Genomic DNA, 16,923 nt, shown 5'->3' with positions numbered 1-16,923 from the left:
CGGCATCACGACGGCGCCGTCGCGGCCCCTCGGTCGGCGACGGGCTCCGGCGCGGGCGGCGGCGTCGCGCCGATGCGCAGCGTCGCGGCGTTGAACTTGATCCATTCCCACAGGATCAGCCGCGCGCTGGCGCCGTCGCTCCACCAGGGGTGCTGCCGCCCGTGTTCCGACACGACCGGATAGGCCAGGAGCTCCACGCCCGGCAGGGCGGAGCCCATCTCGGCCAGGGCGCGGGGCATGTGGTAGTTGGAGGTGACGACGATCAGCGAGCGGATGTGGTTGGCCTTGACCCAGCGCTCCGTTTCGGCGGCGTTGCCGACCGTGTTGGCGGCGTCGTAGCCGAGCGCGATGCAGCAGTCGATCAGGCTGCGCGCCGCGGGCGTCTGCTTGACGATCTCGCCGCGGGTGGTGGCGGGGTTGACGCCGGTGATGAGCAGGCGGTCGGCGTGGCCCTGGGCCACCAGCGCCACCGCGTCGGCGATGCGGTCCGCGCCGCCGGTCAGCGCCACGGCGCCCTCGGCGTGGCCGTCGAGCGGGGTTTCCACGGCCGCGATGCGGTCGAGGAACGAGCTGAAGCTCCAGGCGAGGCCGAGCCCGCCCACCACGCTCAGGCTCAGCCCCAGCGTCGCCGCCGTCAGGATCCTGCTCACCCGCCGTCCCGTCCCGCTGATCATCCCCGATCTTCGCCGCCCGTGGTGTGCGAAGCGTTAACGCATCCCATCCGAACCCGCCCCGATCCGCCCGGTTCCGTCACTCCAGGCCCCGGAGGTGGCGGAACACGATCCGGCGCGACGTCCAGCCCGTCGCCAGCGCGGTGACGAGCGCGATCGACGCGATGGCGCCGTAGCCGCCCGGCCCGAGCGCGAAGGTGCCGAACAGGGCGCCGACCTGGTCGGCCGCGGCATCCCCGGCGAACCGCGCCGTCAGGAGGTCGGCGAGCGGGAACGCCAGGGCGGCGAGCCCGCCGCCGATCGCCGCGCCCTGCAGGCCGAGCCGCAGGAAGTGGCGGCCGAACGCGCGGGCGATGAAGCGGTCCTCGGCGCCGACGAAATGGAGCACGCCGATGATTTCCCGGTTGCCCGCCATGGCGCCCCGCGTGGCGAAGCCGACGGCGAGGCCGAGCGCCGAAAGCACCAGCGCGCAGACCGCGCCGGCGAAGCCCACGAGCGCGCCCGCCACCGCCGACAGGCGGCGTCGCCACGCGCCGTGGTCGTCGAGCGTCGCGCCCGGCACCGCGGCGTCGAGCGCCGCGCCCAGCGCCGCCGCGTCGAGCCGCGCGCCGGCCCGCAGCTTCAGCGCGACGAGGCGCGGGACCGGCAGGTCGGCGAGGTCGAGCCCGGAGCCGAGCCAGGGCTCCAGCAGCTCCGCCGACCGGTCGCGCGACAGGGGCTCGGCGGAGGCGACGCCCGGCGCCGCCCGCGCCACCGAGGCGGCGCGCGCCACGTCGGCCTCGACGTCGCGGTTCGCCGCCGGCATCACCTGGACGGTGGCGTCGCGGGCGATCGACGCCTGCCAGTCGCGCGACGCGCCGGCCACCAGCACGGCGGCGCCCGCCGCCAGCGACGCCAGGAAGGTCATGATGGCGATGACGCTCACCAGCGCCCGGGCCGCCACGGAGGCGACGGGCACGAGCGGCACCTCGCGGCGGTGGCGGCCGATGCCCGGGCCGCCGTCATCCATGGACGGTCAGCCGCCGTTCGCCGATGACGAGCCGCCGCACGTCCGCGAACTGGTCCATCAGGGCGAGGTCGTGCGTGGCGATCACCACCGACGTGCCCGAGCGGTGCAGCTCCATGAAGAGGCGCAGCAGGCGGCGCGCCAGCGGCGGGTCGACGTTGCCGGTCGGCTCGTCGGCGAGCAGCAGTTCGGGCCGCACAATCAGGGCGCGGGCGATGGCGGCGCGCTGCTTTTCGCCGCCGGACAGCACCTGCGGATGGGCGTGCAGGCGCTGGCCGAGCCCCACCCAGCGCAGCAGTTCCGTCACCTCGGCGCGGTAGGTCGCCTCGTCGCGGCCCTGAACGCGCAGCGGCAGCGCCACGTTCTCGTAGGTGGTCAGGTGGTCGAGCAGCCGGAAGTCCTGGAACACGACGCCGATGCGGCGGCGGAACGCCGTGACGCCGTCCTTGTCGAGCGTCGCGGCGTCGCGGTCGAACAGGGTGATGAGGCCGCGCGTGGGCTTCAACGACAGCAGCATCAGCCGCAGCAGCGTCGTCTTGCCGGCGCCCGACGGTCCGGTGAGGAACTGGAAGCTCTGCGGCGCGACGTCGAAGCAAAGGTCCTTCAGCACCTCCGGCCCCGTGTCGTAGCGCAACCCGACATTCTCGAAGCGGACCAAACCCTTCTCCGGACCCGTGCCGACCCTGGAGAACGCTCTTAGCACGGCGGCCGTAACCGCGCCTTAACCACGTCGGGAGCCTCATCGGGTTGCGGGCGCCGAGTCGCCCCGCGATCACGATCCAACCCTGGCGCGGCGCGACCCATGCTCATCCGGTGCCCCACCTGCGCCAGCGGCTACGACCTGTCCGAGGACGTGCTGCGCGACGGCCGCATCCTGCGGTGCGCCAACTGCCGCGACGCTTGGGTGTACCGGGCCGGACCGGCGACGCATGACGGGCCGGAGATAGTGGCCGAAGCCCGCTCGTCGCGCTGGCCCGAAGAGCCCGCCGCGCCGCCGCCCCGGCGTTTCCGCTTCGCGCGCCCGGCGCTGCCGGCCGTGCGGGTGCCGGCGGGTGCGGCCGCCGCCGCCGCGCTGGCGGCGCTGCTCGGCGTCGGCATGGCGACCGTCGCCGGCAAGGCGCGGGTCGTCGCGGCCTTCCCGCCGAGCGAGGCGGTGTTCGCCACGCTGGGGGTGCCGGTGAACCTGACGGGGCTCAGCCTCGCCGAACTCCGCTCGACCGTGGAAAGCGGCGACGGGCCGCCGACCCTGACCCTCGAAGGCCACATCACCAACCTGCGCTCCGACCCGACGACGGTGCCGCCCCTGCGCATCGCGGTGCGGGACAAGAGCCGCCGCGAGCTCTATTACTGGACCGCCCCGGCGCCGAAGGCCCAGCTCGCGTCGGGCGAAACGGTGCTGTTCCGCAGCCGGCTGACCGCCCCGCCGCGCGACGGGCAGGACCTCGCGGTCAGCTTCGCCGAACCGGCCCCGGACCGGCGCCGCATGGCCGAGATGATGCCGGGCGACAGGTGAGAAACGTGACCGAGCCCGCCATCCGCACCCTCTACGACGAAGCCGCCATCGCGTCCCGTACCCGCGCCATGGCGGCGCAGATCGCCGCCGCGGACACGCGCGACCTGCTCGCCGTGGCGGTGTTGAAGGGCTCCTTCATGTTCGCCGCCGACCTGCTGCGCGCGTTGCACGGCGCGGGCCTGTCGCCGCAGGTGGAGTTCGTGCACCTGTCGAGCTACGGCGCCGGCACCGAATCGTCCGGCACGGTGCGGGTGGTGCGCGACATCGAGTCGGACGTCGCGGGCCGCGACGTGCTGCTCGTCGACGATATCCTCGAATCGGGCCGCACCCTGGCCTTCGCCCGCGACCTGCTGCTCGGCCGCGGCGCCCGCCGGGTGCTCGTGGCCGTGATGCTGGAGAAGCCCGGCAAGCGCGCCGTCCCCATGGACGCCGACTTCGTCGGCTTCACATGCCCGGACCTGTTCGTCGTGGGCTACGGCATGGATGCCGCCCACCGTTACCGCGAGCTGCCCTTCATCGGGGTGGTCGAAGGCTGACGCGGCGGGGCGGGCCGCCGGTCACCCGTTGCGGAGCGCGATCGACAAATCCAGCAGGAAAGCGAAGCCCGTCGCCGCCACCCAGGGCGTGAGGAGGAGGCCGGCGCGGCGATCGACGACGGCGAAACGCCACGCCGCATAGGCGGCCACCACGGCCAGGGCCGCGGCGGCGGCGAGCGCCGCGGTGGGGTGCCGGCCGGCGAAGAACAGCCAGGACCAGGCGACGTCGAGGGCGAGTCCGACCAGGAAGACGCGGATCGCGCCCGGTCGGTCGGGCAGGTAGTCGGGGCTGCGCAGCACGCGCAGGAACCCCGCGGCGAGCAGGGCCGCCAGGGCGAGGGACGCGGTCGCGGCGAGCCAGGGGGCAGGGGAGAAGGTCGGCTTGAGCAGGCCCGCGTACCAGCGCAGGTTGGCCGCGGCGATGCCGAACTGGAGGATCGTCGCCGCCGCCACGGGGGCGACGGCGAGGGCAGCGTCGCGGACCAGGCCCGGGCGCGATGGCCGGTGGCCGCTCCGGACGCCGCTGGGGCTCAGTGGCCGGCCTGCTTCTTCAGGGCGTCGATGCGCTTCGAAGCCTCGGCCTTGGTCAGGCCGTCCTCGTAGCCCTCTCCGTCCTTCACCTCTTCGGACAGCGTCTTCAGGTAGGACGCCTGCGCGCCCGTCATGGGCTCTCCGCCGGTGGTCCAGTCGTTCGGGTCCTTGACGGTGTTGGAGCCGGGGTTCTCGTCGAGCTTGGGGTTGTGCTCGGTGTCGTCGGCCATGGAACGCTCCTGCATGTTCACGTAATGTTCGCTCCAGCCAACGCCGAAGGGGCGGGCGGGTTCCATCCCGGCCGACCCGGCGCCGAAGCCGGCCCTGGGGCGTTCAGCCGCGCGGAAGCTTGTCGAGCTGCGCCAGCACCTTGGACGTGTCGCGGTCGAACGACTTCGCGTCCTTCAAGCCGACGAAGTCCCCGGCCGTGAAGGGCCACGAACTCGATCCCGCGAAGACGCGCACGCCGTCCGCCGTCATCACGGCGTCGCCGCGCCGGAGCGTCCGGTCCTCGTAGATGGAAACCTTGGCGGGCTTGGACGGCGCCTGCACGAACACCAGCCTCGGCTTGGCGGGGTGCAGCCGCACCGTGAGCGCGCGGGCGCGGGGCCGGCGCTCCTGGCCATAGGTCGGGACGGCGCGGGGCACGTAGCTCGGCATCGGCTGCGGTGCCGGCGCGGCCTGCTGGGGATGCCCACCGAAGATGGACGCCAGGAAGCCGCCGAGCCCGCCTTCGTCGGCGGACGCGCCCGTCGCCGCCCCCAGGAGCGCCGCACCGGCGAGGCCCAGGCACGCCGAGCGGCGCAGCGTGGCGCGGGTGGTGGATGCGGTGGTCATGGATGAGCCTCGGATGGGCGGGGGCCGGACGGCAACCCCGGCGGATCGTCGCGCCTTCAACGCCGGTGCGGCCGGATCGGTTGCCGGCCCGCCGCCTTCCGGCCCCGAAGCCGCTGCACTATGGTGCGGCGCGACACCCGGGCCGCTTCGGCGCCGGGGCGCCCGCCCACGAGGTTCCGATGTTGAGACCGCTCCTGCTGGGGTTCGCCGCCGCCGCGCTCCCGATCCTGTCGGCCGCGGCCGCTCCGGCGACGCCCGAGGAAGCGGCCCGGCTGTCGGCCCTCCTCGACCGCTACGTCGGCGCTCCGGCGCCGGGCGAAGCGCCGCGCGAAACCGTGACGCCGAAGGGCGACGGCTATGCCGTGACGGTGGACCTGAAGCGCAGCCTCGCGGGCCTCGACGCGCTCGGCGTGGGCCTCGACCCCTACACGGTGGCGATGACCCTGACGCCGCAGCCCGACGGCACCTGGCGGGTGCAGAGCGACGACACGGCGCCGCTCGCCTTCCACGTCGCCGACCAATCGTTCAGCCTGTCCGCCAAGGCGAGCAGCTTCGACGGCACCTTCGATCCCAAGCTGCGGAGCTTCTCGACCTTCAAGCAGCAGCAGACCGATGCGATCAGCTCGCGCTCCTCGCCCACCGTCGCGCAGACCTCGACCTACCCCGCCGTGACGCTGTCCGGCACCGGCGCCGCGGCGGACGGGGGCACCGTGACCACGGCGGCCACCGTCGCCAGCACCGGCGTCGCCGGCCAGTTCGTCTTCAGGCCGGCGGCGCCCCCGCCCGCGGCGGCGGCGGCTCCGCCGCCCGGCGGCACGACGCTGGACTACCGGGCGACGTCCACGCACGGCGACCTCGGCGTCGACCGGCTCGACGCCGCGAAGGTCCTCGACCTGTGGGCCTTCTTCGCCGCCCACCCGAGCCGCGACAGCGTGGCGGCGTCGCAGGACGAGCTGAAGGCGCTGCTGCGCGCCGGGCTCCCCTACCTGGCCGCGTTCCGGCAGGGCGGGGCGCTCGACGCCGTCTCGTTGACGACCCCCATGGGCGTCGTCACGGCACGGTCGGTCGGCTTCGCCCTCGACGCGTCCGGCTTCGGCGGCACCGGCAAGGCCGGCCTCGGCCTCACGGCGGCCGACCTCGTCGTGCCGCAGGGCCAGCTGCCGTCCTGGTCCGCCGGCCTCGTGCCCACCGCCGTCGACCTGCGCTTCGGCCTCGACGGCTTCCACGCCGAGGAGGCCGCCAAGGCCGCCGTCGACGCCGTCGACCTGCGCAAGGGGGTGATCATCACGCCGGAACAGAAGGAGCAGGTCGGCCACGTGTTCCTGCCCGACGGCGGGACGCTCACGATGCAGCCGAGCCACATCGCCACCAAGATGCTCGACATCACGATGAACGGTCACGCCGCTCTCGGCGCGCAGCCCGGCGGGGAGGTCACCGTCACGGCGAAGGGGCTCGACCGCGAGATCGCCGCGCTCCAGGCCCAGGCGGCGACGGATCCCGGCGCCGGCCAGGTGCTGAGCCCGCTGGTTTTGGCGAAGAACCTCGCCAAGCCCAACCCGGACGGCAGCCTCGCCTGGGTCATCGCCTTCGGCCACGGCCCCGTGACGGTGAACGGCGCGCCGCTGCAGTGACGCGGCGGCGGGCCGGCCGGCAGAGCGAGCGGGGACCCCGGGCCGCCATGGCGTCGCGGCGTGAAACCAGCCCGGGCGGGGGCGCGTAGGGTCGGGCCGGGCGCGCGACGGGCCCGTCATCCCGGGCGGCCGAGCCGCCCCCCCTCGATCGAGCTCCGGCGGACCCCCGATGGACGACATGCGGCGCGCGGAGCCCGGCCAGGGCATCGGCACTTTCTCCTGGAAGCACCTCGCGGCGGTGCTCGGCCCCGGCATCGTGGCGATGCTGGCCGACACGGACGCGGGCAGCCTCATCACGGCATCGCAGAGCGGCGCCCAATGGGGCTATCGCCTGCTGTGGCTCCAGGTGGTCCTCGTGCCCGTGCTGTTCATGACGCAGGAACTGACCGTCCGGCTCGGCGCCGTGACGGGCAAGAGCCACGGGACGCTGATCCGCGACACCTACGGCCGGTTCTGGGCCTATGTGGCGGTGCTCACCCTCGTGGTGGCCTGCGTGGGCGCGCTGTTGACCGAGATGGGCGGGCTCGCCGGGATCGGCGCCATGCTGAACATCCCGCCCTGGATCACCATGGCGATCGTCGTGGTGGCGCTCACCCTCATGGCGGTGACGGGCTCGTTCAAGTCGGTCGAGCGCATCGCCCTCGGCGCCGGCGCCTTCGAGGTGGTGTTCGTCGCCGTGGCGATCTGGGCCCACCCCAAGGCCGGCGACGTCGCGCGGCAGATCGTCTCCATCCCGGTCACGGACGGCAAGTACATGTTCCTGGTGTCGGCCAACATCGGCGCCGTGATCATGCCGTGGATGGTCTTCTTCCAGCAGTCCTCCGTGGTCGAGAAGGGCATGAAGACCACCGACATCAAGACCGAGCGGGTCGACACCGCGATCGGCGCCGTGGTGACGCAGGGCGTCATGGCCGCCGTGGTGGTCGCCTGCGCGGCGGCGCTGCAGGGGAGCGGCAAGGCCGGACACCTTGACACCGTGCAGCAGATCTCCGACGCGCTGACTCCTGTGCTGGGCGAGGCCTTCGGCCGCATCGTCTTCGGGGTCGGCTTCGCGGGCGCCGCCATCGTGGCCGCCATCGTGGTGACGCTGACGGCGGCCCGGGAACTCGGCGAACTGCTCGGCTTCGGCCACACGCTCGACAAGCCCATGGGCGAGGCACCCTGGTTCTACGTCATCTACGCCGCCGTGCTGGTGGCGGGCGCCGCCTTCATCGTGGCGGGCGTCGACATCGTGTCGCTGGCCGTCGGCGTGCAGGTGTTGAACGCCCTGCTGCTGCCCATCGTGCTGGGCTTCCTGTACCTGCTGGCCCGCCGGCTGCCCGAGCCGTTCAGGATCACCGGCGCCTACCACGCCGTCGTGGCGGTGGTCCTGGCCGTCACGGTGGCGCTGGGCCTGTACTCGGGCATCGCCGGCCTTTGGAGCTGAAACAGGCCCAGGGTGTGGCCGCCGGGGCATGGTGCGGGCCGGCCTTCCGATGGTAGGGGGACGGGGCCAAAGTCCATCCCGCGCCGGGCGCAGTCCCGCCGCCCCGGAGCCTACCATGTCGTTCGCGTCCCGCAGGTTCGCCCCGGCGGCCCTCACCACGGCCCTCCTGGCCGGGTCCTGCCTCGCCGCCACGCCCGCCGCGGCCTTCAAGGTCGCGGAGTCGACGGATTTCAAGGGCTGCGCCGTGTGGACCAACGACGCCGGCGAACCGCTGCGCAACCGGCAGGGCCGCGAGATCGCCCGCAAGGCGCCCTGCGGCGAGGGCACGCACAATCGGGACGCCTACGAGGTGCTGTTCGGCGAAGCAGCCGGCACGCTGGTGTTCCGCGACGCCACGCAGGAGTTCGAATGCATCCTCGAACTCGCGCCCGGCTCCTCGACCGTGATGGTGCAGAAGATCTGCCAGCGCTGGACCGGCGGCTGAAGCCGACCTCGATCGGCAAGGCTTCGCCGGTCGCGTGAAGATCTCCGTCGCGGCGGGCAGGCGGACCCTGTACGCGCCGAGCCCGCGCCCCGTCAGGACTCGATCCGCTCCCAGCCGTTCATGCCCAAGCGCTGCTGCGGGGTGAAGCGGGCCTTGTAGGCCATCTTGCGCGAGCCCTCGACCCAATAGCCGAGGTAGACGTGCGGCAGCCCTATGGCCCTGGCCCGGGCGATGTGGTCGAGGATCATGTAGGTGCCGAGCGACCGGTCGGCCTGCTCGGAATCATAGAAGGAATAGACCATCGACAGGCCGTCGGCGAGCACGTCGGTCAGGCACATGGCGACCAACGGGCCCTGTCCGCGCTTGGTGATGGCGGTGTCGGGCCCATGGCGGCGGTATTCGACGAGCTTGGTCTGCACGTGGCTGTCCTCGACCATCATGGCGAAGTCGAGGATGCTCATGTCGGCCATGCCGCCCTCGCCGTGGCGGGCGCCGAGGTAGGAGCGGAACAGCGAATATTGCTCGGTGGTGGGCTTCGGCTCGACGGCGAAGGACACGAGATCGTCGTTGCGGGCCGACACGCGGCGGAAGCTCTTGGACGGTTCGAACTCGTCGACCAGCACCCGCACCGACACGCAGGCGCGGCACGTTTCGCAGGCCGGACGGTACGCGATGGTCTGCGAACGGCGGAAGCCGGATTGCGTCAGGGCGTCGTTGATAGACCCCGCGCGGCGACCGATGAGGTGGGTGAACACCTTCCGCTCGGACCGGTTCGGCAGGTAAGGGCAGGGCGAGGGCGCCGTGAGGTAGAACTGCGGCGCGTCGCGCGGCTCCCGCGTCAAGCCGACCGCTCCCGCGCGGGAAGCGAAACGTCACAGCGAAGGTTCATGGCCCGGGGCTCTCCCCTCCGTCCGACATCGCACCGTCACAGGCGCCGCACCACGATGACGCCGGACAGCATATCATGGAGGCAGCGCTTGTCCCGCGCGATCAGCGACACGAGCAGGATCGGCGGCACCGTCCAGGAAAAATAGAACAGCACGGCATGGAGCGCCGCGACGATGAAGGGCACCCGCGCGCCCGCGCCGTCGGTGCGCAGCTCCAGCCCGCAGAGCCGCATGCCCGGCGTCGCCAGGGACGGCCCCGACACCGTGAGCCCGTTGTAGAAGAAGGCCACGAAGGGGAACAGCGGCGGCAGGATGGCCAGCGACAGGCCGAAGGTCAGCACCAGCAGCGCGAGCCACAGCGCGAAGGCCAGGATCGACACCACCACGATGTCGAGCGCCACCGCGGCGATGCGCCGGCGCCTGACGCCGTCGAGCGCCCCGGCGGGCAGGCCCGCGCGGCCGGCCGATGCCAGGCCGCGGGGGGTGGTGATGTGGGCCATGGCGGGCAGTTCCCTCAGCATGGCCGAGATCTGGTCCCGGCGGGCGCGGGCCGCAAGTCCCGCCGCGGCGCCGGCCGGGCCGCCCTCGGGCTCACCGGCGCCCGCTCAGCTTCTCCGCCACCTGCGGGGCGAAGTAGGTCATGATCCCGTCGGCACCCGCGCGCTTGAAGGCGACGAGGCTTTCCACCATGGCGCGGTCCCCGTCGAGCCAGCCGTTGTCGGCGGCGGCGCGGATCATCGCGTATTCGCCGGACACCTGGTAGGCGAAGGTCGGAACGCCGAAATGCGCCTTCACGCGCTGCACGATGTCGAGATAGGGCAGGCCGGGCTTGACCATCACCATGTCGGCGCCTTCGCGCAGGTCGAGCTCGACCTCCCGCAGCGCTTCGGCCCCGTTGCAGGGGTCCATCTGGTAGGTCTTCTTGTCGCCGATCAGCGCCGCCGAGGTGCCGATCGCGTCGCGGAACGGGCCGTAGAAGGCCGAGGCGTATTTGGCCGCGTAGCTCATGATCTGCACATCCTCGAAGCCTTCGGCGTCGAGGCCGGCCCGGATGGCGCCGACGCGCCCGTCCATCATGTCGGAGGGTGCGATGATGTCGGCGCCCGCGCGGGCCTGCACCAGCGCCTGTTCGACCAGCACCCGCACGGACGGGTCGTTGACGATGCGGTGGCCGTCCATGAGCCCGTCGTGGCCGTGGCTCGTGTAGGGGTCGAGCGCCACGTCGGTCAGCAGGCCGAGTTCCGGAACCTCCGCCTTGATGGCGCGGCAGGCGCGGCACACGAGGTTGGTGTCGCGCAGGGCTTCCGAGCCGTGCGGGTCGCGCAGGCTCGCCTCCGTGTAGGGGAACAGCGACAGCACCGGGATGCCGAGCTCGGCCGCCCGCACCGCCGCCCGCACCACCTCGTCGACGGACAGGCGCTCCACCCCCGGCATGGAGGCAACCGGCTCGCGTCGCCGCTCCCCGTCGATCACGAAGACCGGCCAGATCAGGTCGTCGACCGTCAGCGTGCTTTCGCGCACGAGCCGCCGCGCCCAATCGGTCTTGCGGTTGCGGCGGGGACGGTGGACGAGGCCCAGCCCGGACGCGGGCAGGGCGGACCCGGCCGCGGCGTCGGCCGGCGGCAGCTCGGAAAGGTCTCTCTGGAGACGTGGAGCCATGGCTGAAAAGAGGTTCCTGTGGCGGTCGTGCAACGCTATCACGCGGTTGGGCCGGCGGGAAAGCGGCACCGATCCCCACACCACGAGGACGCGCCATGCACAGATCGACGGCCAAGCGACGCGTCGCCACAGCCGCCCCGCAAGCCGCCATCGTGCTGAAGGCGCCGGGCGGCCGCGACGAGGGCACCCGGTTCAGCTTCGCGCTGGTGGCCTTCATGCGGGTCACGGCCGCGGTCTGGATCGTCCAGGGCCTCCTGCAATGGACCGCGGTGCTCGGCACCGGCGCCGGCGGGCTCAGCCCGTTCTCGGCCCTGGCCCCCCCCGCCATGGTGGCGGCCGTGTTCTTCGCCGTCGTGGACTTCGTCGCCGCCATCGGCCTGTGGCTGGCGGCGCCCTGGGGCGGCGTGATGTGGCTCGTGGCGGTGGGGGCGCAGCTGCTGGTGCTGGTGGTGATGCCGGGCTTCTTCGACCATCCGCTCGTCACGGGCCTCGTCGACGTCGCCCTGATGGCGGGCTACCTCGCCCTCGTGTGGTTCGCCGCCCAGGCCACCGACGCGGCAGGGTGAACGGGTCCTTTCCTGCTTTCTCAAGTCTAAACGCGGGTTGGTTCCATCAAGGCCGCCAGTGGGGAGCAACGTCTTCCGTCCATACAAATTTAATCGAGTCGGATCGGTCGAGGTGAACGCTTCCTAACCTTCGCCAGCGAGGGGTTTTTTGAAGTAAACTGCCCGTTCAGTTTGTCGCTTAAACTCGTCTTCATCGGCCCAGCCCTAACTTCGCCATACAGGGAAGCGGCCGGTCCACCGGCCCACGGCGTCAAACAGACGGGGCGAAAGATGAGCAAGGCCATGAAGATCGAAGCCGCGCAGGACCGGGACGAGCGCCTGGGCGAAGTCCGCCCCGTCTACCTCGAAAGCCTGACGCTGGTGGAGCGCCTGCACCGCCGCCTGCTCGACGTCATCAAGGACGAGTTCGACCGGCGCGGCCGCGGCGACGTCAATGCCGTCCAGGCGCTGCTGCTCTACAACATCGGCGACAAGGAGCTGACCGCGGGCGAGCTGCGCACCCGCGGCTACTATCTCGGCTCCAACGTGTCCTACAACGTCAAGAAGCTCGTCGAAACCGGCTACCTGCACCACGCCCGGTCGCGCATCGACCGCCGCTCCGTCCGCATCAGCCTGACCGAGAAGGGCAAGGAGGTCCACGTCATCGTGGCGGCCCTCTACGAGAAGCACGTCCTGACGGTGGAACAGATCGGCGGCATCTCGACCGCCGAGTTCGAGCGGGTCAACCAGGCGCTCGTCCGCCTGGAGCGCTTCTGGACGGACCAGATCAAGTATCGCCTGTGATGTCGCCCGCCGGACATCCCGATCGCCGGACGACCCGGATGCGGGCCGCCCACAGAAACGGACTTCCCGCCGCCGGGCCGCAACTTGTGTTCGCGGGGTCCGGCGCATAGGTTCCACCCAACGGACGCCGGGAGCGGCATCGAGCGCCGCCAAACCGTGGAGATCGTCATGGGTGGAATGAGCATCTGGCACTGGATCATCGTGGGTGGCGTGCTGCTGCTCCTGTTCGGCGGCAAGGGCAAGGTGTCCGACCTGATGGGCGACTTCGCCAAGGGCATCAAGAGCTTCAAGAAGGGCATGGCCGACGAGGACGAGGTCCCCGCCAAGCCCGCCGCCGTCGCCGAGCCGGTCCGTCCCCTGGGTGAAACCGTCCGCCCCGTCGAGGCCGTCCGCACCATCGACCACCGCCCCGACGGCACCACCGTCGAGACCACCACGACGGACACCCGCCGCGTCGGCTGAACATCGGCGGTCGCTCCCCAAGGCGCAGCCGTCACGTCCCGTGCGTGCCCCGGGCCATCCCTGGCTCGGGCGTTTCTCCGTGCCGCGCCGGCCCCTCCTGTAGCTTATCGGATCCATGTTCGACTTCGACGCGAGCAAGCTCCTGATCATCGGCGTGGTGGCGCTGGTCGTGATCGGCCCCAAGGACCTGCCGCGCGTGCTGCGCCAGGTCGGACAGATGGTGGGGAAGCTCCGCCGCATGGCGGCCGAGTTCCAGGGCCAGTTCATGGACGCCATGAAGGAAGCCGACCTGGCCGACCTCCGCAAGGAGGTGGGCAAGCTGAAGGACACGGCGTCGCTCGACGTGAACTTCAACCCCGTCCACGACATCAAGACCTCCCTCACCCAGGCGGTCGGTTCGACCGCGGTGGCGCAGGCGCCGTCCGAGCCCGCGGCCCTGAACCCCTTCGGGCAGGACCCCGTGGGCGCGGCTCCGTCGCCCGCCGCAGCCATCGCGCCCGCCGTGGCGGCGCCGACGGTCGAGGGCGAGGTGTCGACGCTGCAGCCCGCCGCGGCGGCGCACCACACGCCGGCCGAAGCGTCGGGCGCCATGCATGCGGTCGACGCGGGCGAAGCGGGGCGCCGCCGCATCCTGGTGCCGAAGCGTCGCCCGCCGGGCGACCGGCTCGCCGCCAAGCCCGCCTTCACCGGGCGAGGCCGGACCGTCCTCCCGCCGCGACGTGACCCTCGTCCATGAACCAGCACGTCGACGACATCGAGGCCTCGAAGGCGCCGCTGATCGAGCACCTGATCGAGCTGCGGGCGCGGCTCATCAAGGCGATGGCGGCCTTCCTGGTTGCCTTCCTCGCGTGCTTCTACTTCTCGCACGGGATCTACAACATCCTGGTCGAGCCCTACGTGCGCGTGGTGGGCTACGAGAAGGCGACGCTGATCGCCACCCACTTCCTCGAACAGTTCTATACCAACCTCAAGCTGTCGATGTTCGGGGCCGCCTTCCTGGCCTTCCCCGTCATCGCCTCGCAGATCTACATGTTCGTGGCCCCGGGCCTGTACAAATCCGAGAAGAAAGCCTTCGTGCCCTATCTCGTGGCCACGCCGGTGTTCTTCCTGCTCGGCGGCCTGCTGGTCTATTTCGTGGTGATGCCGCTCCTCATCCAGTTCTCGGTGCACCAGCTCCAGGCGCCGGAACCCGGGCAGGCGACGATCGAGCTCCTGCCCAAGGTCAGCGAATACCTGTCCCTCATCACGACGCTCATCTTCGCCTTCGGCATCGCCTTCCAGCTTCCCGTCATCCTGACGCTGCTGGGGCAGGTCGGCATCATCGACTCGACCTTCTTGCGGGAAAAGCGGCGCTACGCCGTGGTGGTGGTGGTGGTGGCGGCAGCCCTGCTGACGCCGCCGGACGTCATCTCGATGTGCTCCCTCGCGGTGCCGATGCTGCTGCTCTACGAGGGGGCGGTCCTCACCGTCCGAGCCATGGAGAAGCGGCGCGTGCCGCCCCCGGCCGGCCCGGTGGTGTGACGGGGCTTCCCGAAGCTTTCGGCGTCGCCCGGGTTCCCCGGCGGCTACCCCGAGGCGAGACCCCGGCCGGTGCGATCGGGCCGGACCGACCGGCCCCTCGCCGCTCCGCCCGGAACGGCGCCGCCGCAGGCGGTGTGCCGCCGCTCGTGTGACGGAACGGAGATGCGCCGGCGCCTCCGCCGCCGGATCGAGGCGCGCCGTTGGTGGCCGCCCGTCTTCGGAAACCGAGCTCGCCGCCCCGATCCGACTTCCGTCCCGGCACCACATTGCCTAAGGAGCGGGTCTCGCATGATGCGGGGCCCGCGCCGCGGCCCCGCCCGACCGGGCGTGCCATGTTCGACATCAGATGGATCCGCGACAACCCCGACGCCTTCGACGCGGGACGCCGCGCCCGGGGGCTGGAGCCGCTGAGTGCCGCTCTGTCGTCGCTCGACGACCGCCGCAAGGCCGCGATCCTCCGCCTCCAGGCCGTTCAGGAGCGGCGCAACGCCGCCGCCAAGGAGATCGGCCAGGCGATGGGGCGCAAGGACGCCGAGACGGCCGAGCGCTTGAAGGCGGAGGTCGCCGGGCTCAAGGCCGAGGCGCCCGCTCTCGAGGCCGAGGATCGCGAAGCCGGCGCGGCCCTGCAGGACGCCCTGATGGAGATCCCGAACCTCCCGGGTGAAGACGTGCCCGTCGGCGCCGACGAGGGTGGCAACGTCGAGCAGCACCGGGCGGGCCAGAAGCCCGGCTTCCCCGACGGCTTCGTGCCGAGGGAACATTTCGCGTTGGGCGAGGCGCTCGGCCTCATGGACTTCGACGCGGCGGCGAAGATGTCGGGCGCGCGGTTCGTCGTGCTGAAGGGCGCGCTGGCCCGCCTGCACCGCGCCCTCGGGCAATACATGATCGACCTGCACGTCGACCGGCACGGCTGCGAGGAGATCGACCCCCCCGTGCTGGTGCGCGACGCCGCCATGTTCGGCACCGCGCAGCTGCCGAAGTTCCGCGACGACCAGTTCCGCGCCGGCGACGACCATTGGCTCATCCCCACCGCCGAGGTGCCGCTGACCAACCTCGTCCGCGAGCGGGTGATGGACGAGCGCGAACTGCCCCTGCGCTTCACGGCGCTGACCAACTGCTTCCGCGCGGAAGCCGGCTCGGCCGGGCGCGACACCCGCGGCATGATCCGCCAGCACCAGTTCGCCAAGGTCGAGATGGTGTCGGTCACGGCGCCCGAGGCGTCCGACGCGGAACACGAGCGGATGACCCGCGCCGCCGAGGACGTGCTGGAGGGCCTGGGCCTGCACTACCGCCGCATGCTGCTGTGCACCGGCGATATGGGCTTCGCGTCGCGCAAAACGTTCGACCTCGAAGTGTGGCTGCCCGGGCAGGACGCCTTCCGCGAAATCTCGTCCTGTTCGAACTGCGGCGACTTCCAGGCGCGGCGCATGGACGCCCGCTACCGCCCGGCCGGCGCCAAGGCGACGCGCTTCGTCCACACGCTGAACGGCTCGGGGGTGGCGGTGGGCCGCGCGCTCGTCGCCGTGCTCGAAAACTATCAGGACCCGGACGGCACCATCGCGGTGCCGCAGGTGTTGCGACCCTACATGGGCGGCCTCGAGCGGATCGGGCCGGCGAAGGGCAAGAGCTGATGCGGATCCTGATCACCAACGACGACGGCATCCACGCGCCGGGCCTCGCCGTGCTGGAGCGCGTCGCCCGCGCGCTCAGCGACGACGTGGTCGTCGTGGCGCCCGAAACCGATCAGTCCGGCGTCGGTCACTCGCTGTCGCTGAACGATCCGCTGCGGCTGCGCGAAGTGTCCGAGGGGCGCTACGCCGTCAAGGGCACGCCGACCGATTGCGTCATCATGGCGGTGAACGCCATCCTGAAGGACCGCCGGCCGGACCTCGTGCTGTCGGGCATCAACCGCGGCCAGAACGTCGCCGAGGACGTGACCTATTCGGGCACGATCGCGGCCGCCATGGAAGGGACGCTGCTGGGCGTGCCCTCCATCGCGCTGAGCCAAGCCTACGGGCCGGCGTCCGGCCGCAAGAACCTGCGCTGGGACTGCGGCGAACGCCACGCCGCCGACACGGTCCGGAAGGTGCTGGACGCCGGCATCCCGCGCGGCACGCTGGTCAACGTCAACTTCCCCGACTGCGCGCCCGACGAGGTCGCCGGCGTGGAGGTGACGCGGCAGGGCACGCGCGACACCGCGCTGATGCAGGTCCACGAGCGCGAGGACGGCCGCGGCAACGCTTATTACTGGATCGGCTTCGCGCGCGGCCAGTTCACGCCCGTCGCGGGCTCCGACCTCGAAGCCTTGAAGGCGCACCGCATCTCGGTGACGCCGCTGCGCCTCGACCTCACCGACCGCGACACGCACGAGCGCTACGCCAAGGCCTTCGGCTGAACACGGCGAAGCTTC

At 71.9% G+C, this 16,923-nt stretch carries 21 protein-coding genes; 12 read left to right on the top strand and 9 right to left on the bottom strand.

The genetic code is table 11. From position 1 onward, the window contains the following. Window positions 1-5 precede the first annotated feature (5 nt). The 3 genes from D3273_RS04395 to ftsE all read right to left on the bottom strand — a co-directional run bounded on the left by D3273_RS04395 (window position 6) and on the right by ftsE (window position 2,335). The gene (locus D3273_RS04395; RefSeq protein WP_245500986.1) at window positions 6-650 is read right to left on the bottom strand and encodes a YdcF family protein; all 645 of its coding nucleotides are present in this window, start codon (window positions 648-650) and stop codon (window positions 6-8) included. A gap of 100 nt (window positions 651-750) precedes the next feature. Further along, window positions 751-1,680: a cell division protein FtsX gene (locus D3273_RS04390; protein WP_129223897.1), complete on the bottom strand. Its 930-nt coding sequence runs from the start codon at window positions 1,678-1,680 to the stop codon at window positions 751-753. After that, window positions 1,673-2,335, bottom strand: a complete 663-nt coding sequence (gene ftsE / locus D3273_RS04385; RefSeq protein ID WP_129223895.1) for a cell division ATP-binding protein FtsE — start codon at window positions 2,333-2,335, stop codon at window positions 1,673-1,675. Before ftsE ends, D3273_RS04390 begins: the two co-directional genes overlap by 8 nt. 144 nt (window positions 2,336-2,479) lie before the next feature. Between ftsE and D3273_RS04380 the strand changes: the two genes are divergently transcribed. Beyond that, on the top strand, window positions 2,480-3,190 hold the full coding sequence (locus D3273_RS04380) for a zinc ribbon domain-containing protein (RefSeq protein WP_129223893.1): 711 nt from the start codon (window positions 2,480-2,482) through the stop codon (window positions 3,188-3,190). 5 nt (window positions 3,191-3,195) lie between these two features. Next, on the top strand, window positions 3,196-3,726 hold the full coding sequence (gene hpt, locus D3273_RS04375; protein ID WP_428977756.1) for a hypoxanthine phosphoribosyltransferase: 531 nt from the start codon (window positions 3,196-3,198) through the stop codon (window positions 3,724-3,726). Window positions 3,727-3,747: 21 nt separating this feature from the next. On the opposite strand, the gene D3273_RS04370 is transcribed toward hpt, so the two are convergent. From D3273_RS04370 to D3273_RS04360, 3 genes are all read right to left on the bottom strand, one after another. Then, the gene (locus D3273_RS04370) at window positions 3,748-4,179 is read right to left on the bottom strand and encodes a tryptophan-rich sensory protein (protein ID WP_165359375.1); all 432 of its coding nucleotides are present in this window, start codon (window positions 4,177-4,179) and stop codon (window positions 3,748-3,750) included. 77 nt (window positions 4,180-4,256) lie between these two features. Continuing rightward, a complete protein-coding gene (locus D3273_RS04365) occupies window positions 4,257-4,487 on the bottom strand; it encodes a DUF3072 domain-containing protein (protein WP_245500985.1) in 231 nt (76 codons plus the stop codon). Between the two features lie 103 nt (window positions 4,488-4,590). Further along, window positions 4,591-5,094: a hypothetical protein gene (locus tag D3273_RS04360; RefSeq protein ID WP_129223887.1), complete on the bottom strand. Its 504-nt coding sequence runs from the start codon at window positions 5,092-5,094 to the stop codon at window positions 4,591-4,593. A 179-nt stretch (window positions 5,095-5,273) separates the two neighbouring features. On the opposite strand from D3273_RS04360, the gene D3273_RS04355 reads away from it, so the two are divergent. The 3 genes from D3273_RS04355 to D3273_RS04345 all read left to right on the top strand — a co-directional run bounded on the left by D3273_RS04355 (window position 5,274) and on the right by D3273_RS04345 (window position 8,635). After that, window positions 5,274-6,725: a hypothetical protein gene (locus tag D3273_RS04355; protein WP_129223885.1), complete on the top strand. Its 1,452-nt coding sequence runs from the start codon at window positions 5,274-5,276 to the stop codon at window positions 6,723-6,725. 169 nt (window positions 6,726-6,894) lie between these two features. Further along, window positions 6,895-8,151: an Nramp family divalent metal transporter gene (locus D3273_RS04350; protein ID WP_245500984.1), complete on the top strand. Its 1,257-nt coding sequence runs from the start codon at window positions 6,895-6,897 to the stop codon at window positions 8,149-8,151. Window positions 8,152-8,266: 115 nt separating this feature from the next. Then, complete coding sequence (locus tag D3273_RS04345) at window positions 8,267-8,635, top strand: hypothetical protein (protein WP_129223884.1); 369 nt, start codon at window positions 8,267-8,269, stop codon at window positions 8,633-8,635. 92 nt (window positions 8,636-8,727) lie between these two features. Here D3273_RS04345 and D3273_RS04340 read toward each other — a convergent pair whose 3' ends face one another. From D3273_RS04340 to hemB, 3 genes are all read right to left on the bottom strand, one after another. After that, window positions 8,728-9,477 carry an arginyltransferase gene (locus D3273_RS04340; protein WP_129223882.1) on the bottom strand — a complete coding sequence of 250 codons (750 nt, stop codon included), beginning with the start codon at window positions 9,475-9,477 and terminating at the stop codon, window positions 8,728-8,730. Between the two features lie 83 nt (window positions 9,478-9,560). After that, window positions 9,561-10,043 carry an RDD family protein gene (locus D3273_RS04335; RefSeq protein ID WP_245500983.1) on the bottom strand — a complete coding sequence of 161 codons (483 nt, stop codon included), beginning with the start codon at window positions 10,041-10,043 and terminating at the stop codon, window positions 9,561-9,563. A gap of 70 nt (window positions 10,044-10,113) precedes the next feature. Further along, complete coding sequence (gene hemB / locus D3273_RS04330; protein WP_129223880.1) at window positions 10,114-11,181, bottom strand: porphobilinogen synthase; 1,068 nt, start codon at window positions 11,179-11,181, stop codon at window positions 10,114-10,116. A 95-nt stretch (window positions 11,182-11,276) separates the two neighbouring features. Between hemB and D3273_RS04325 the strand changes: the two genes are divergently transcribed. The 7 genes from D3273_RS04325 (at window position 11,277) to surE (ending at window position 16,908) form a co-directional block, all read left to right on the top strand. After that, window positions 11,277-11,747: a DUF6163 family protein gene (locus D3273_RS04325; protein ID WP_129223878.1), complete on the top strand. Its 471-nt coding sequence runs from the start codon at window positions 11,277-11,279 to the stop codon at window positions 11,745-11,747. Window positions 11,748-12,017: 270 nt separating this feature from the next. Continuing rightward, window positions 12,018-12,530 (top strand): transcriptional regulator LdtR, encoded by a 513-nt coding sequence (ldtR, locus tag D3273_RS04320; protein ID WP_129223876.1) that lies wholly within the window; start codon window positions 12,018-12,020, stop codon window positions 12,528-12,530. Window positions 12,531-12,698: 168 nt separating this feature from the next. Then, complete coding sequence (locus D3273_RS04315; protein WP_129223875.1) at window positions 12,699-12,992, top strand: twin-arginine translocase TatA/TatE family subunit; 294 nt, start codon at window positions 12,699-12,701, stop codon at window positions 12,990-12,992. Between the two features lie 115 nt (window positions 12,993-13,107). Continuing rightward, window positions 13,108-13,728: a Sec-independent protein translocase protein TatB gene (gene tatB / locus D3273_RS29585; protein WP_207210678.1), complete on the top strand. Its 621-nt coding sequence runs from the start codon at window positions 13,108-13,110 to the stop codon at window positions 13,726-13,728. Continuing rightward, window positions 13,725-14,513: a twin-arginine translocase subunit TatC gene (gene tatC / locus D3273_RS04305; protein WP_129223873.1), complete on the top strand. Its 789-nt coding sequence runs from the start codon at window positions 13,725-13,727 to the stop codon at window positions 14,511-14,513. Before tatB ends, tatC begins: the two co-directional genes overlap by 4 nt. Window positions 14,514-14,845: 332 nt before the next feature. After that, on the top strand, window positions 14,846-16,144 hold the full coding sequence (gene serS / locus D3273_RS04300; RefSeq protein WP_129223871.1) for a serine--tRNA ligase: 1,299 nt from the start codon (window positions 14,846-14,848) through the stop codon (window positions 16,142-16,144). Next, window positions 16,144-16,908: a 5'/3'-nucleotidase SurE gene (gene surE, locus D3273_RS04295; protein ID WP_129223869.1), complete on the top strand. Its 765-nt coding sequence runs from the start codon at window positions 16,144-16,146 to the stop codon at window positions 16,906-16,908. The genes serS and surE overlap by 1 nt, the downstream gene beginning before the upstream one ends. Window positions 16,909-16,923: the final 15 nt, after the last annotated feature.

It is taken from the genome of Lichenibacterium minor (assembly GCF_004137685.1).
Classification (GTDB): domain Bacteria; phylum Pseudomonadota; class Alphaproteobacteria; order Rhizobiales; family Beijerinckiaceae; genus Lichenihabitans; species Lichenihabitans minor.
Note: the sequence above shows the minus strand (reverse complement) of the source record. Positions and strands in the feature narration are given on the sequence as shown.

Excerpts from the sequence above, each read along its gene's own strand:
- ldtR (WP_129223876.1), top strand. The coding sequence starts at position 12,018 with ATGAGCAAGGCCATGAAGATCGAAGCCGCGCAGGACCGGGACGAGCGC.
- D3273_RS04345 (WP_129223884.1), top strand. The coding sequence starts at position 8,267 with ATGTCGTTCGCGTCCCGCAGGTTCGCCCCGGCGGCCCTCACCACGGCC.
- D3273_RS04380 (WP_129223893.1), top strand. The coding sequence starts at position 2,480 with ATGCTCATCCGGTGCCCCACCTGCGCCAGCGGCTACGACCTGTCCGAG.
- tatC (WP_129223873.1), top strand. The coding sequence starts at position 13,725 with ATGAACCAGCACGTCGACGACATCGAGGCCTCGAAGGCGCCGCTGATC.
- D3273_RS04355 (WP_129223885.1), top strand. The coding sequence starts at position 5,274 with ATGTTGAGACCGCTCCTGCTGGGGTTCGCCGCCGCCGCGCTCCCGATC.
- surE (WP_129223869.1), top strand. The coding sequence starts at position 16,144 with ATGCGGATCCTGATCACCAACGACGACGGCATCCACGCGCCGGGCCTC.
- D3273_RS04390 (WP_129223897.1), bottom strand. The coding sequence starts at position 1,680 with ATGGATGACGGCGGCCCGGGCATCGGCCGCCACCGCCGCGAGGTGCCG.
- D3273_RS04335 (WP_245500983.1), bottom strand. The coding sequence starts at position 10,043 with ATGCTGAGGGAACTGCCCGCCATGGCCCACATCACCACCCCCCGCGGC.
- D3273_RS04315 (WP_129223875.1), top strand. The coding sequence starts at position 12,699 with ATGGGTGGAATGAGCATCTGGCACTGGATCATCGTGGGTGGCGTGCTG.
- tatB (WP_207210678.1), top strand. The coding sequence starts at position 13,108 with ATGTTCGACTTCGACGCGAGCAAGCTCCTGATCATCGGCGTGGTGGCG.
- D3273_RS04350 (WP_245500984.1), top strand. The coding sequence starts at position 6,895 with ATGGACGACATGCGGCGCGCGGAGCCCGGCCAGGGCATCGGCACTTTC.
- D3273_RS04360 (WP_129223887.1), bottom strand. The coding sequence starts at position 5,094 with ATGACCACCGCATCCACCACCCGCGCCACGCTGCGCCGCTCGGCGTGC.
- serS (WP_129223871.1), top strand. The coding sequence starts at position 14,846 with ATGTTCGACATCAGATGGATCCGCGACAACCCCGACGCCTTCGACGCG.
- D3273_RS04365 (WP_245500985.1), bottom strand. The coding sequence starts at position 4,487 with ATGGCCGACGACACCGAGCACAACCCCAAGCTCGACGAGAACCCCGGC.
- hemB (WP_129223880.1), bottom strand. The coding sequence starts at position 11,181 with ATGGCTCCACGTCTCCAGAGAGACCTTTCCGAGCTGCCGCCGGCCGAC.
- D3273_RS04325 (WP_129223878.1), top strand. The coding sequence starts at position 11,277 with ATGCACAGATCGACGGCCAAGCGACGCGTCGCCACAGCCGCCCCGCAA.